The following is a 15,210-nucleotide window of genomic DNA, read 5'->3' as shown; positions in this document are numbered from 1 at the left end:
AAACCATCCTAAGGAATACCAAATTGGGTATTGAGGTATAGGGTAATCACTTTTTTTTGGGGATCCTGAATACCGGCAAGGGTACCCATTCGATCAACTGTGTTTTTCCAATCTCTTGGGGTGGGGGCCGCCCGCCAAACCGCCCTATTTTTAAAATCCAGTGCCGGGTCCGTCCACCCATGACACCCATTGCAATGAATCTTAAAATCCGGAGGAGGAGGCTGGGCCTGGGTCTTTGCTTTGATCACATACTCCTTCGATTGGGCAGAAATATAAGAGAGGCCGGGAATTGGAAAATCCTTTGGGGAACGCCACCGCTCTCCTCCGTTTTGGGTTATAAAAAGGCCGATGGAATGAGAGGCTGCATAGAGGCGTTCCCCATTTTTGGGGTCGATGGCCAACCCAAAGATTTTCCTGCTGGTTGGACCCTCAATTCCCTTATTAATGGCTTGATAATGATTTCCCCCGTCAACCGTTTTAAACATCCCTTTCCCATCGGTTCCAAGGTAGAGAAACTCGGGCTTTTTGGGGTGGACCACAAGCCAATTGGCATTTGTAATTTCCGGCGAAAGAGGATTCCATGTTTTTCCATCATTTAAACTCTTCATAAAACCCTTTCGTGTTCCAGAATAAAGGGTACCAGTTTTTGAATCGTAGGCCAAAGGCAGGGCTCTAACTCGCGTAACCTCTTTCAGTAAAGGTTTGGACCAAAAAGAAGAGAAACCCTTTTCCAACGAAAAATCTCCCTGCCTTCGAAAAAGATTCCCTCCATTCTGAAGCAAAAGAAACCCGGGCCGGGATCTATTTGGAGGAACCATTAAAAGGGTCATTTGCTGATCGGGGACCGGGCCGGGGATGCCCCCCGGAAGCAAACCCCATTGGTCCCCTCCATTTTCACTCAAGAAAAGTCCAAGGCTGGTCAAAGCATAGATCCGTTTTGAGTCTTTAAGATCAAACACCAAATCCAAAATGGTTGTATTGGTAAGTCCGGTGTTAATTTCAAACCAACTCTTCCCCCCGTTATTGGTCCTATAAATTCCGCCTGCATGGGTTCCCGCCATTAAAACCTCTGGGTTGAGAGGGTCCATTTTCATTGTATATACACTTGGATTTTTAAACCCTCGGTTCATGGAGGTCCAGGTCTGTCCAAAATCGGTACTCTTGTATACCCCATAAATCCAAAACGATGCATACACAACCGACGAATTTTCAGGATGGACAATAATGCCACTGTTATGAATAAAAGGCAGAATTTCCTTTTTTTCTTCGGCCGCTACAATAGAAAATACCACTATTGAACAGACCAGCCAGGCAGCATAGAATATCTTCACGATCTTGGACCAAAGAAATTATTGAGGTAACCATAAATGGAGGCTTTTTCTTCCGGTGTCATGGGATTTCTTCCCTTACCAGCCATCCGGTCCATGGTCTCTTTCCAATCACGGGGGGTTGGAGAAATTCTCCAATAAGAGGTGGGATAATAATTCAGGACGGGATCAGTCCAACCATGACATTCATTACATTTTTCTTTCCAAACCAGCGGAGGGGAAGGTATATTTTGTGAAGCTTTTTGAATAGGGATCAGGAAACTCACCACTGCATGATAACTGGGTGGGTCCATTTGGACAAGACGCCAGGACTCTCCCCCATCCTTGGAGGTGGCAATCATACCTGGGGTTCCTGCATAGAGCTTCAATGGGTTGGTCGGGTCAATGGCAAGACCCTTTATCACATTATGGGTAAGACCGTTATTCTTTTCCTCCCAGGTCCGCCCCCCATCGGAACTTCTAAATACACCCTTTGCGCGGGTCCCAATGAAAATGTTCATGGGATTACGGGGATTTAATACGATGCGATGAACCCAGCGCATGGGAGGAGTTTCCATCAGGTTCCATGAATTTCCTTCATCTGTGCTTTTATAAATCCCTTTTCCCGAAATCGCCCCTCCATACAATGTCTTTATTCTTGGGTCATATGCAAAAGCCGTCAATTTAGCCCCATCCACCTTTTCCCTAAGCGGCTCCCATTCGGAGCCTCCCTCTATCCTTCTGTAACCTCCATTAGGTGTCCCCATTAAAAATACGGATTTCGCCGAAGGAGAAGAGCGCAATACAAGGAGATTTCGAACATAGAATTCGGGGGCGACTTTCCGGTTTTTCTTAAAAGCCGGTTTCCACGACAAACCCCCGTTTTCACTTTTAAAGACCTCTCTCAGAGTGGCTGCATACATGATATCGGGATCAATGGGATCAAAAACCACGTCTTCCATATGGGTATCCGTCAGTCCCTCACTGACCTCCACCCAATTGGATCCGCTATCCGCACTTCGATAAATCCCCCCACCCGGCGTGGCAGCAAAAAGAATTTCGGGCTTTCGGGGATGAATGGCCATTGAATAGACATCTGAAGTTCCAAGCCCATTAATAGCCAGCTTCCATGTTTTTCCCCCGTCAGTACTTTTCCACATCCCATAAAAATGGCTGGATGCGTAAACAATTTCTGGATTTTTATAATTGATAACGATTTGAGAAATCTGAAGGGGCTCCCTGGCCATCCTTCGATGAAGGGCGGCCCGTAATGGTTCGAGAATGGATGTAAATCCGGGAAGACCCACTAAAATTAATAGGCTAACCACCACCAAGATTAAAAACACACTCAATAAAACCACCATTTTTTTTGAGGAAATTTTTTTCAACGGTTGATACCTTCTTCTTTTTTAACCAAAGGATTAAAAAAAATGGAAACGGTATTGGCATTGGTGTTCGCTACGGCAATATCAGGAGCGCCATCTTGGTTAAGATCGGTGATAATTAAAGGTTCAAAACTTAAATTGGAAACAATTTCCTTTCGTCCAAGTTGGAGAATCTGGGATCTGGCAAAAGAAAAATCCCCCTTTCCGTTGTTGTACAAAATAATTACCCGCCCGTTCTGATTCACCGGCCGGCTTGCCGTAACAAGGTCAAAGGCCCCATCCCCGTCCAGGTCAGCGGTGGCAATCCCTTGTGGAGCCAAGAGACCTCCGGTGGCTCCCCCTATGTCCGATTCTTTACGAGCAAGGGGAGGAAATAAACGGTGATCAAAATGTCCACCTTTCTTTCCAAAAAGGAAGGAGATGCTACCATCCCCTTTTAAACCGGACCCGGGATTGGCCACCGCAATGTCTTCAAACCCATCACGGTCGAAATCGGCAACCGAAAAAGATCTGGCCTCACGATCCAATGGAAAGGTTTTAGCACGGGAAGACGAAAACCCTCCCTTCCCATTACCAGGGAGGATTAAAAGATCGGCTTTTCTAGCCTCCCCGTTTTTAAAAGTCCATACCACTGAAGCAATATCCATTTTCTGGTCATTATCAAAATCCCGAGCTTCCACTTGCCAATGCTCATCCCCGATAGATATATATTGGGGAGAGTTTTTTTGGGGAGAGATAAACCCTCCTCCCTTTTTTTTCCCTAATAAAACTGATAGGACGCCTTCTTTCCAATGGCCCACGGCAAAATCGTTCAATCCATCTCCGTTAAAATCTGCAATGGCAATATCATCAGGGGCCTTTCCTCCCGATGGCATGGTATTAATTACTTTAAAGGTTTCCATCGATACGATATGGAGAAGTGGTTTTTGAGGGATTGAATCAGGATTGGCACAATTGGAAACGACAATAAACGGAAATCGGCTTCCCTCCGAATGAAATACGGCCATTCCGATGGCCGATGTGGGAACCTTAATTTCTTTTGGGGGTTTAAAATTTCCCGGATTTTTGGGATCAGAGAAAAAAACCGCAAACCGATTACAAAACCCTGTAACCGCCAAATCCGCTAATCCATCCCCATTGAGATCCGTTGCAACTAGATTGGTCGGAAAACATCTTTTGTCTTTAAAAACTGGCATATCCGACCGGTTCTTCTCCCAAAGTGGATATCCCCAGCTTAAAGTAACGTTTGTAAAGAAAAAAACCGAAAAAAGGAGGAAATAAACAGAGCAATGATTGTATTTCTTAAGCCATCCCATGGCTCTAAATATAAAAACCAAAAGGGGGTAAGTCAATACATTGTGAAAACAAAATAGTTCTATAAAGATTTTTTGACTCCGGTTTTTTCATAAAAACTTCCACCGAATTATTGGAAATTTCAAAAAAAAACGTTTATTTCAAACCATAATACGTATTCAAATAGTCCAAAATCTCAATTTCTTCAGAGGCCGACAGCTGGGCCGTGGTTTTCATTCGCTCCAGGGTCGCAGTCCAATCCCGCCTGGAAGGAAAAGTCCGCCAAAAGGTTTGATTTTTTTGCCCGTTTAAAATGGGATCCGTCCATGCGTGGCAAGTTTGACATTTGGAAAAAGAAGTGGGTGGAGGGGGTACCTCTTTAGACGGGGGGTTTCGGGTTAAAGATCCCCTCAACTGATCCCAGGTAGGGAATCCGGGAACCTTTCGATGGGTCCAGTTTTTCCCTTGATTTTCTGATGTAAAAATCCCTTGATTATAGGTGGCAATAATTAAAAATCCTTTTATCTCTGGATGAACGCCAAGAGCTTTAACACCGATCTCTGATAGCCCATTGTTAATCGATTTCCAGGTTTTCCCTTCATCACTGCTTTTTAACATTCCCTTATTATTGGTTGCCAGATAGATGATATGAGGGTCAAAGGGGTCAACTGCAATGCGGTTCACCCAGACCTCTTTTAACCCGTCCCCTATCAAACCCCATGATTTTCCCCCATCCCTGCTAAGGTATAAACCTTCTCCCCGTCTTGCTCCCATATACAATTCTTTAAAAGAAGCAGAAGATCCGAAAGCAGTCACCCTTAAACCGCTCAGGTCATCCCCGAACAATTCCCATTTTTTACCCCCTTCCATCCTTTGGTATCCATGCTCCCCGGTCCCAACCACAAAACGCCGGGTTTTCCCGGGGTATATCAATAAGCGGCGATGAAACGTAGGGTCCATTACCCGGGGGTTTTCTATGAACAGTGGGGCCCACGAGTTTCCCAGATTCTGACTGACAAAAATCTCCCGAAGGGTAAGGGCATACACAATGGAGGAATCCACCGGATCAAATACAATATCATAGACCGACGTATCCGTTAGGCCATTGTTTGCGGGCTCCCAGGTGTCGGCACTATCCTTGCTTTTATAAATTCCACCACCTGCAGCCCCAATCAATAAAATTCGGGGATCTTTTGGATAAACCGCAATGGTGTAATAATCAGATGCTCCCATTCCCCTCATTTTCTGTTCCCATGTCTTCCCTTCATCTTTACTTGTATAGACCCCGTAAAACGTACTGGATACATAAATGTTCTTGGGATTTTGGGGGTCAAACACAATTTGGGAGGCCCCCAATCCGGTTCCCCGTTCAGATCCGGACTTGGCCTCTGCCAAAAAATGAAAACTCCCCGAAATCCCCACAAAGGCCGCAAGAAAGGTTAGGATTAATACTTCTTTTGATTTAACGGAATAGCTCATTAAAGGTTTTTTAAAACCCAATCCACTGTTGTTTAGGGATTAAAAACGGCGATAAAGATTTCAGAATTTTCATCCAGGTTACTTCCCTCATGGATATCACGGTCGGACCCGAAAGCCATTCTGGAACCCGAGTCATCCATGGATGGCGTATGGTTAAAATCCCGGATGGTGTGGGTTACCTGCCTTATCTTTTTGGTTCTCGTATTAAAGGTGAAAATTTCCATATTGGGATGCCCGGAATCTTCATTTTCCCCCAAAAAATCGCAATCGGATGAAAATCCGACTTTGCTCCCATCCCCAGAAAGGTTGGGGTTATGGATACGACAATTCTTTGGTTCAATCAAAGAGGCCCATTTTGAGGAGCCGATCTCAACCAGAAACAATTTTTGGTCCCCTCCTTTCTTTTCATCCAAAACGGGTTGACCCTGATTGACCAGGAAAACGCCCCTTGACCCATCTCCGTTCAAAGAGGGAGGGAAATGAATATGCCCAAAGTTCCCCAAGTTTTCAGGCGGGTTTATTGAAAAGGCCTCTTTCGTATTCAAATCATATAACGTTAAACTTAACCTGCTCCTCTTTAAGGGCTCATCTTGGGTATGGGGGAATGAAGTCGCAATGAGAACTTTTGTCCCGTCTTTGCTTAACCCTACCCGATGGGTTTCACGATGATTCTTTAGGGACCCAAAGGAAGGAGAAAGAACCGGGTTGGTTAATGGGGAAAAACTTTTTCTCTCCCGTTCATAGATAAATACTTGGGGGCTTTCAGGATCTTCCTCTTCGCCTCCTAATTTAGAGGAGGAGAGAAAAACTAAAAAACGGGCATTCTTACTGATAATAGGATGACTATTGATTGAAGGAGAAATGGAATGGGTGATTTGATCCAAATGATGAGTGTTTGTGTGATACAGGAAAATCTCAGAGTTTCCATCCGCATTTTTTTCTGGCACAAGATCAGCGGAAGACCTAAAAGTTACATAATTCCCATCATAATTGATGCTGGGTTGGTTATTTTTTCCCTGCCCTTCCGTTTTTGTGATCTGATAAAAAGTCTTTTTATCCAAATCATAAAGAAAAACCTCATAATTTTGGTCAATGTTAGACCCCAACACAATGTCACAGTCGGAAAGAAAAACTACTTTTTTTCCATTTCCACTGATGGAAGGCTGGAAGTTCTCACACAAAGTGGTAAAAGAGATTTGCTGAAATTGGACGACCTCGGAACAAACCTTGCTTGTAGGGAGAAAAAAAACAATTAGAGAAAAGACCCCAATAAACCATTTCATGGTTGTAATTTACTTTTCCCGATGGACTGTAAAGAAGGCCGAAGTCCCCGCTTGGCTTCCTCCAAACGTTCTATCAATTCTTGTCGGCGGTAGGCCGTATAGGTTCCTTGAATAACCCCTTTTCTCATTCGATCAAGGATTTTATCAATCTCCTTCTCACTTAGGGTCCGGGCCTCCTCAGCGGTGTGCCAATGGGAAAAATCAAGATCGGTGACCCTTTTCGAAACCACGTAACTGTTTTGGGAACCCCTTAAAGGTTTATGGGGTTGATTCACCACTTTTTCAAAAACCACTGGAGGAACCGTACTGGCCGAGGGAAACCTTCCCAACATATGGGTTTGGGTTTTAACAATTTGATAATATTTCCGGTACAATAATAAAGCATGATCATGCCCTCCCAGGGGAAGTCCCCCTACAAGGTCCATTTGATCGTTGTTAACATAGGGAAATAAAGAAAGGTTGCTCATTCTGGCCTCGGTAATCCATTCATAAAAATCTCCTTTTTCAGAAAAAGGATTCTTATAATCCTTGATTCCCTTAAAATCCTGAAGTTGCCATCCCTCGGGTCCAGGAAGTTTCCTTTGAAGACTCCAAACACCATCTCTCACCACACCGATACTGGCGCTATGACATCCGATGCAGAATTGGTTTTCCTCCCGGATGGAGGGACGCAATTTTCCGGATTCCACATCCCCTTCCAGAAAAGAGAGCAAATCCCATCCCGCATGGGCATAAATTACACCGTAGGGATTTTTGGGCCCTCCAGAAATTTTTTCCAACGTTTTTTCATATTCCGATTGTGGATCTGGAAGCCCCGAGGGACTCCCCAGAATTAAATCCTCTTTTTTGGAAACCATAATATCTTCATCTGAAACGGACTTGACCATATACCGGTAATCCTGTATTCGAGCCGCTTTTCCAAAAATAGGGTCAAGGTAATAGATCGCCAAGATAAATTCGGTCCCTTGTGGAAAATGATATATTCGGATTTCTTGATCCGATGCTTTTCCTTGATAATATTTTGAAGTGTCCTCTCCCTTAATGGCCCTTTCCACATTTTCAAGGTTTCGATCATAAATGGTTTGACTCAACGTTCCGTTTTCATCTAACCGAAATCTCAATGGGAGCCGGATAAAAATTTCTTTCCAACCCCCCAATGCTCCCGGATAGGTAAAGGGCAAGGGTTTCCACTTAAAGGCCCGCCACCCATTATTCGCCCATCCGTTTCTGGGATTAACGGTTGAAGGATCTAGATCGGGAAAATACTTGAATGGCCCATGACCCTTTCCTTTTTGGATGGTTTGAAAATCAGCCATAGGGTTTTTAAGATCCAATCCGCTTCTTTTAATAGCCTCAGCAAGATTGTCAACCCCCATATAATCGGATACCTTTGTGGGAATTGAAGCCGGGGGAACAATGCTGTCCAGCCAAGTGGGGTCAAAAACATTTAGCCAGGGATTAATATTATGGGTGGTTTGAGGCCAGACTTTTTGTCGAAAGGCATCATCGAATACACCATCTATATTCGGTTGATGACAAAACCGGCAGGTATTGGTTTCCGTAGGCCGAAAGGTGATCGAAAGGGCATTTCCCGAAAAGTGCATGAGTCTTTGGTTGACAAAACAGTTGGGCATAACACGAAACAGATCTTTCCCTGTTTCATGGGTTTTTTCAAATGCTTTAAAAAAAAGTCTAGCGTATTCCTTCCCATAGCGGTTTTCCATGATAGAACGGACCTGAGAAAGGACCTCCAAATCAATTTTTCCATCCTTAACCAAGGGAAAACCAAAGGAAAAAGAATAAACGCCATTGATTATTAAAAGAAAAATGGCTACTTGAAAAAATCTTTTTCCAAAATGCTTAAAGAAAAAAGGCATAAAAAACCTGATCAAAAATTAAAAGGGTTTTAAATAATCATACACTCCCTTAAACTTTTCCTAGCATCTTAATATAAACCTTGTCAACCCCTTAAAGGTTTTAGGAAAAAAAACCATGTTACCCTTCCACTAAAATATAAAGGTGATCTATTAAAATTTTATTTTTAAGGGGAGGTTCATTGTTTCTGTTTGCATCTCTAACCCTTATAAAAATGTTGCCTTTTTGAAGTTTAGGCAATTCAAAGAACTGATAATTCCAATCTTCACGGGTAGCTTTGAGCGAAAACATTTCTTTATATTCCCGATTATCCACCGAATAGGAAAAAACAAATTCCTCCCCCACAGTTGTTTTTGGGTGGTATCCGCGAATCACAAGGAGAAAGCGTTTTCCTCCCGGATTTCTAAATTTCCATACATGATCCAACCCGCTTGTTTCCTCAATGGGACTCTCCTCCAGGGTTTGGTAAAGAAAAAACCCTGTATGAAGATCCTTTAAACTTCCCTGGACCGATCCTAGTTTGGTTACTTCCTCAAAAGGAACTAAACGCTGGCTAGGGGAAAGACCCGAGGTCCGAAAAATTTGAGCTTCCGGTGGACTATCGATTCCCAAATACAGGAAATTTTTAAAATTGGTCATGGCTTCAACTGTTTTAAATCCGACTTCCCCCACCTCTTCCCAATGCAACCCGTCCATTGTACGAACAATCAAACGATTGATACTGGCATATAAAGCATGGTTAAAAACCACCATAGAAGCCACATACCCTTTTTTAGTCTCGGGGGAAAAAACTTTTTTCCACTTTTTTCCATCACCGGTATTCCAAATTTCTCCGGTATTGGTCGTCCCCACGAAAAGTTCTTGATTAAAAACTCCTGCACCCCTTAGACCGGTTCCGCCATCTAAAGAAAGGAGAACCTGGGACCAGGATAGGCCGTCTTCCGAGGAATACATCTCCCCCCCTTCCAACCCAACAAACATCACCCCTTTAAATATAGTTATGAAACGGATCCAAAGGGACCAGGAAGGCTGAACCTTATTTTTTAAAGCAACAACCCGCTCCCATTCCTTACCATCCTTTGACCTGTAAATCTCAGAAGCAGCGGTTCCCGCGTAAAGATTCCCATTAAAAACCCCAAATGCCGTGACCCCCTTTTGTTGGAAGGGAAGAAGGCCTACCTGTTTCCAGGTCTGTCCATCGGAACTCCTCCAAATTTGTGGTTCGGGATCAAACGTTCCCGCATAGAGATACTCTTTAAAGGGAATCAGCCCATAAACTTTATCGTGGCCGGTGGCCGCCACTTCCTTCCATTCAAGACCGTTCCCAGACCGAAAAATTCTCCCCCCTCCCTCGGTTCCCATGTAAAGATGGCCTTTCCATTCCTTTAACGAGACCACATTCCATCCGCTTTTCTGATCCGCAGTAAACACTTTCGTCCAGGTTAAAGGATAAACCTTACCAGGATAATTTTTTTCTAAATAAGCCACAACATTTTTTTGTTCATCTGGGGTCATTTTGCAGCCAAACACCCTAACCATATATTCCACTGACTGAAGCCAATCCCTTGCCTCCGAATGGATTAAAGGTTTTTTATCGCAATGACCTGAAATGCAATCATCGTTAATCATCGTGGAGTGACACTGCCCACAAAGCTTCTTTACCCTTATTGGTGGGGGTTCCATTCCGACAACGGTTTGAGCAAATCCCATAAAAAATATAATTAAAACCCCTTTTAGAAATTTTTTCCATTTAAGGTTCATAAAAAGGACCTTAAGCCTTTAAATTTAAGAATCTATCTTTAACCTAACTTAAAATTATATTTTATTAAGCCAGTGTTCTCTATTACATCATAGAAATATTATTTTATTAATTTAAAAAATAAAAAAACCGTGTTATGAAAAAACACGGTATTCTCCTAAACGTACCTCTTATTGTTTTAGATCATTTTATTAAAAACTTAAATTTTTTTCCTTCAACTAATCCAAATCAAATACCCCCACCAATCCAACTCCTGTTCCTCCCACTCCACTCACAATCGCGGTATAAGCGCCGGGAGGTAATGTGACGTATATTGCCGAATCCAACGTACATCCCGTTGTCGCTGCTGTGCAGGGGTCTAACCCGGTTGCAATGATCTCTGCCGATCCTCCACAAGAAACCGTAGGGGCCGCGCACAACGGATCTGTACTCTGCCAATCATTATTCTGCGCAATCACAGTAGATCCCGAGAAAAGCTGCATCGTCGGATTAGCCATTGCCCCCGATACACCGAAATCCACCAGGCTTGGGCCTTGGGCACGCACTAAAAGCGTTTTGGGATCAGTTCCTCCAATAATAAATCCCGCAATTTGAACGTTGGCTCCCGTCCCAACAAATCCTCGTGTTGAAATATTGGTCAGAATTGAGGCGCCTGTAGATACCTCAAATACCCCAACCAATCCAACCCCCGTTCCCCCCACTCCACTTACAATCGCGGTATAAGCCCCGGGAGGTAATGTGACGTATATCGCTGAATCCAACGTACATCCCGTTGTTGCCGCTGTGCAGGGATCTAGCCCTGTTGTGATGATCTCTGCTGATCCCCCACAAGAGACCACAGGGGCCGCGCACAACGGATCTGTATTCTGCCAATCATTATTCTGCGCAATCACAGTAGAACCCGAGAAAAGCTGCATCGTCGGATTAGCCATTGCCCCCGATACACCGAAATCCACCAGGCTTGGGCCTTGGGCTCTGATCAAAATCGTTTTTGGGCTTCCCCCTTCAATAATGAACCCCCCAATCATTACATTGGCCCCGGCCCCAACAAAACCTCTTGTGGATATGTTGGTTAGGATTCCCCCAGGAAGGATACTAAGGTCCTTTCCATCGCAATCTTGATCAATTCCATCATCAGGAATCTCAATTGCCCCTGGATAGATGGTTGGATCATTACCGTTACAGTCGTTTGCCGAATCCCAGCCGTCGATATCGTTATCGATAACTGGGGTTGCCAATAGAATTTGATAGACCCCCTCGGTATCGCTGGCAAAAGCAATGGGGGAGGCTGGATAATTGGGATGGTAATGGACATCGGTACAAGAACCCTCATGGAACGCCACACCTTCCCAGGTTTGTCCTCCATCCTCGGACTTTCTCAATCCATGTGTTCCCGATCCCGGAGCTGCTGAAGTACATAAAAGAACATTTCCATCTGAAGAATAGGATGGGCTCGCATCAATGTTTTGGATCGAATGACCGGGATCCGCTGCAGTATAGCTATTCCAGTTAGCTCCCTGGTCTGTGGAACGATAAACCAGATCCGAATCACCAACCGCGAAGACCGTTCCATCAGATGCCACGGTCACATCCACAACGGGAAGCCCGGAAAGAACCGGGGCTCCCCCAAAATTCAATCCATCGGTAGTACCCCACACCCCTTCTTGTCCACCACCCGTTACACCGGCATAAACATTATTTGCATTGTTAGGATCTATGGCGATACTTGAAAATCCAGAACCATCGGGCCCATTTAAATCGATCCTAATGCCCCAGCATAATCCAAAAAACTGCTGGTACCACTTATAGAGGTAGGCCCCATCGGTTTGTAGGCTTCCATCCCGCCAGGTCCCCGCCCAAACAACGCCATCCGTTGCAAAATTGGGGGAAACCGCAACCGATTCCGTATTCCAACCAGTGATGCCACAGGCCATACTGGTCCCATTCCAGGTGGTTCCACCATCGGTGGATTTGTAAAAATAGTATCGGGTTGTGGCAAATAAAGTACTGTCATTGGCATAAGTCGGAGAAATGCCTATTTCAACCACCTCGGTCCAGAAAGGAGGCGGAGGGTTGGCCCCGGCAGGCCAGATTTGTGTCTTATTCCAGTTATTTCCATCAAATTGGCATTTGTAAGCTCTATTTGCCCCTGTTGCCACAAAAATAGATCCGTCATTGCTAAAGTTAGGAGAAACCACAAAGTTGGTCACCCCTTCAGGAATGTCGCAAATTAACCCCACATCAATGGGACCTGTACTGGTTGCAATTTGAAATGCCGGTGAGGACTTCGGAGAAAAATTATCCGCGGCATCCATTGCTTCGATTTCATAGCTATACAGGGTTGATGGGACAATGCCTGAATCTAAAAATGTTGTGGTGGTGTTGTTTCCCACGGGTGTCGGATCTCCATTCCGGTAGATATTATAACTGGTCACCCCTACATTATCGGTGGATGCATTCCAGAAAAGAAAAACTTTCGTACCGGTTGTATCGGTAAATCCTCCAACGCCATCCGGTTGAGAAGGGGGGTCCGTATCCTGGGGGAGCGCAGCGGTTGTCACATTTAGAGGTGTGGATTTGGGGGAAAGGTTTCCTGCAGCATCAAAAGCCTCTATTTCATAGGTATAGGTGGTTTCGGGGGTAAGGCCTGAATCTAGAAAAGTTGTTGTTGTGGAGGTCCCGGTGGGAGTTCCCCCTAAATCCCGATAAATATTATATCCGGTTACCGCTCGGTTATCTGTCGATGGATCCCATGTCAATGTAATTCGGGTTCCAGAGACATCGGGTGTACTGATTACATTCATAGGCTGGGTGGGAGGGTCCGGATCGAAGGCACAGCTTTGCCCTTCCGGAGTCCCCGAAGGACACGTTGTGCTTAAAGAATACCAAGTATTTAAATAGGCCGTTGCAGCGGTAGACGAAGGAGAACCCTTACTGAGCATAAAACTAACGGTTCCACTCCAGCTATTTCGTCGGGCATGGGGATCAAAACCACCCCCATTTGCCGGGGAGAAGGCCGCACGCCGACTACTCCCACCCGCATTGCCTCCGGTAATCGTCAAATTATGACAGTGATTACACCCATCGATGGCCGGGTCTTCTGCAAAGGCACCCGCAGCCGTGTGATTTGCAAGGCTTAATTTTGGAAACCCTAAAATCAAAAAGAAGCTGGACCCTATTAAAACCGAAAAGAATAATAATCTTTTATTGTTCAATAAATAACTCATTGGGCCATCCCTTTCCCTACCTTTAGCCACATGGTTCGCTGCATTCCTGCGTCATTGGTAAAATGCTCAGCCGTGGCAGTGTACCCTTTTTTGAGGGAACCCAAATTCTCCAAAGAGAGCGTCTTCCCATCTAGTGTAACTTCCGTCTCCCCGGTTAGCTCCAGAGAAACCCTCTTTCCATTTTCCTTTTGAATCATCACATAATGCCCAATCTCATCTACAAGAAAAATCGTTCCGGATGAAACGGACTTTCGAACCTCAATTTCATTGGCCGTTTCAGAATGACCCATGCCCGGGGAAAAACCCCCCATAAAAAAAAGGACCAAAACCAAAATTATAAACCGATTCATAACAGGCCTCCATTACCCTTCGTTTTCCCAAAAAGAATTAATCATTAACTTCAAAAACCTCTGAAAAAATCTCTTCCCCACGTATAAAGGCAAAAATCAGTAATTTTGCGTCCTGGATCACGCCAAGAACATTCTTCCATTTTTTCCCATCCAGATCAGGAACCATTCCATTAATCAGGATAATCTGGTCTTCCTTCTCAATCCCAATTATTGGAAAATCCACCTTGGTTTTAATTCCCGGAACCCATTCCTCTCCTCCTCCAATGACCAGGGTGGCCTCACCCGGAACCATCTGTCCGGCATCAAAACTTTCTTTCAAACTTTTCACAAGCCTTCCCCGGACATCCTCAGGAATCAATATGGGCTGGTTCACCAAGCCCATGATTTTTTCGTTCAGGAGAGCATTCAGGTCGGTTCCATGCTCATACCCATCCCTTGGGGATTCCACCAATGGAGGAAATCCTTGTCCTTCATTCCCTCCCAGAGAAAGAATGCTCCTTCCCCTTGGGGTATCTAAAATAACCCGGAACCGTTCGACCCGGACTACTTGGCTCCCATTAATACTCTCTCCTACCCCAACCCATTTCCGTTCTGTGATTTCTGGATGCTCAAAGATGGCAAAAGCATGGCCCTGTTGAAGGCCGGTTGCGCGAAGGGTCCACTCAAATCCGCTTTGGCTTGTGTAAGAATGGTCCGGAAAACAAAAAAATATCCCTGTTATTAAAAGAAGAAGAGTGATTTCTTTTTTTCCCAAAAGCGGCATTTCAGAAATCCTATTCGATATCAGGGAATAAATTTATTTTGGAATAGATCAAGGATGTTTATTATTGTTCAACAAAAAAGGTGACTCAAATCAAATCAAATTTTCTCTATTTCGTTGAAAATACTGCAATTTCAGCTCCTTAACCGATGGTTCTTTCCCCACTACCCACGTGTTATACACTTTTTGTTAGTCTAACCCTAGTCAAAATATAGTAATATTGTCGTTTTGAAATTTTTTAATTTAGTTTATTTTAAAACATCTCGTATATCTTCTATAAAAAATATTCGTTTCTGGAGAGAAAAATAAAGATTTTTTTAAGAAATTTATTTCCTAATTTATTTCAAAAATTGGGTCTTCGTGTAATCGAGTGGGTAAAAATTGTTAAAAAGTGTTTAAGGTCCATACAGGGCAAGGGTCAAGGCAAAGTCATTCTGTGGTTGAAGCCTTTGAAGTATTAGAGGTTCCTGCAAAATCCAGTTCGTCATTCCC

10 protein-coding genes are annotated in these 15,210 nt (G+C 44.2%); all 10 read right to left on the bottom strand.

Features of this window, described 5'->3' with window-relative positions; all coding sequences use genetic code 11:
* Positions 1-8: 8 nt before the first annotated feature.
* Positions 9-1,331 carry a hypothetical protein gene (locus tag VGB26_02975; protein HEX9756747.1) on the bottom strand — a complete coding sequence of 441 codons (1,323 nt, stop codon included), beginning with the start codon at positions 1,329-1,331 and terminating at the stop codon, positions 9-11.
* Positions 1,328-2,695, bottom strand: a complete 1,368-nt coding sequence (locus VGB26_02970; protein HEX9756746.1) for a hypothetical protein — start codon at positions 2,693-2,695, stop codon at positions 1,328-1,330. Before VGB26_02970 ends, VGB26_02975 begins: the two co-directional genes overlap by 4 nt.
* Positions 2,692-3,888, bottom strand: coding sequence for an FG-GAP-like repeat-containing protein (locus VGB26_02965; GenBank protein ID HEX9756745.1), 1,197 nt, complete (start codon positions 3,886-3,888; stop codon positions 2,692-2,694). Before VGB26_02965 ends, VGB26_02970 begins: the two co-directional genes overlap by 4 nt.
* Before the next feature lie 253 nt (positions 3,889-4,141).
* Positions 4,142-5,464 (bottom strand): hypothetical protein, encoded by a 1,323-nt coding sequence (locus VGB26_02960; GenBank protein HEX9756744.1) that lies wholly within the window; start codon positions 5,462-5,464, stop codon positions 4,142-4,144.
* Between the two features lie 32 nt (positions 5,465-5,496).
* Positions 5,497-6,747, bottom strand: coding sequence for a hypothetical protein (locus VGB26_02955; GenBank protein HEX9756743.1), 1,251 nt, complete (start codon positions 6,745-6,747; stop codon positions 5,497-5,499).
* On the bottom strand, positions 6,744-8,624 hold the full coding sequence (locus VGB26_02950) for a hypothetical protein (protein ID HEX9756742.1): 1,881 nt from the start codon (positions 8,622-8,624) through the stop codon (positions 6,744-6,746). The genes VGB26_02955 and VGB26_02950 overlap by 4 nt, the downstream gene beginning before the upstream one ends.
* A gap of 118 nt (positions 8,625-8,742) precedes the next feature.
* A complete protein-coding gene (locus VGB26_02945; GenBank protein HEX9756741.1) occupies positions 8,743-10,251 on the bottom strand; it encodes a hypothetical protein in 1,509 nt (502 codons plus the stop codon).
* A 348-nt stretch (positions 10,252-10,599) separates the two neighbouring features.
* Entirely contained in the window at positions 10,600-13,608 is a 3,009-nt protein-coding gene (locus VGB26_02940) for a fibronectin type III domain-containing protein (protein ID HEX9756740.1), read from the bottom strand.
* Positions 13,605-13,958, bottom strand: a complete 354-nt coding sequence (locus VGB26_02935) for a hypothetical protein (GenBank protein ID HEX9756739.1) — start codon at positions 13,956-13,958, stop codon at positions 13,605-13,607. Before VGB26_02935 ends, VGB26_02940 begins: the two co-directional genes overlap by 4 nt.
* 37 nt (positions 13,959-13,995) lie before the next feature.
* Positions 13,996-14,721, bottom strand: coding sequence for a hypothetical protein (locus tag VGB26_02930; protein ID HEX9756738.1), 726 nt, complete (start codon positions 14,719-14,721; stop codon positions 13,996-13,998).
* Between the last annotated feature and the right edge of the window lie 489 nt (positions 14,722-15,210).

The organism is Nitrospiria bacterium, from assembly GCA_036397255.1.
Lineage (GTDB): Bacteria > Nitrospirota > Nitrospiria > DASWJH01 > DASWJH01 > DASWJH01.
Note: the sequence above shows the minus strand (reverse complement) of the source record. Positions and strands in the feature narration are given on the sequence as shown.

Coding starts and splice junctions, on each gene's coding strand:
- VGB26_02965 (HEX9756745.1), bottom strand. CDS start 3,888: ATGCCAGTTTTTAAAGACAAAAGATGTTTTCCGACCAATCTAGTTGCA.
- VGB26_02960 (HEX9756744.1), bottom strand. CDS start 5,464: ATGAGCTATTCCGTTAAATCAAAAGAAGTATTAATCCTAACCTTTCTT.
- VGB26_02955 (HEX9756743.1), bottom strand. CDS start 6,747: ATGAAATGGTTTATTGGGGTCTTTTCTCTAATTGTTTTTTTTCTCCCT.
- VGB26_02950 (HEX9756742.1), bottom strand. CDS start 8,624: ATGCCTTTTTTCTTTAAGCATTTTGGAAAAAGATTTTTTCAAGTAGCC.
- VGB26_02945 (HEX9756741.1), bottom strand. CDS start 10,251: ATGATTAACGATGATTGCATTTCAGGTCATTGCGATAAAAAACCTTTA.
- VGB26_02940 (HEX9756740.1), bottom strand. CDS start 13,608: ATGAGTTATTTATTGAACAATAAAAGATTATTATTCTTTTCGGTTTTA.
- VGB26_02935 (HEX9756739.1), bottom strand. CDS start 13,958: ATGAATCGGTTTATAATTTTGGTTTTGGTCCTTTTTTTTATGGGGGGT.
- VGB26_02930 (HEX9756738.1), bottom strand. CDS start 14,721: ATGCCGCTTTTGGGAAAAAAAGAAATCACTCTTCTTCTTTTAATAACA.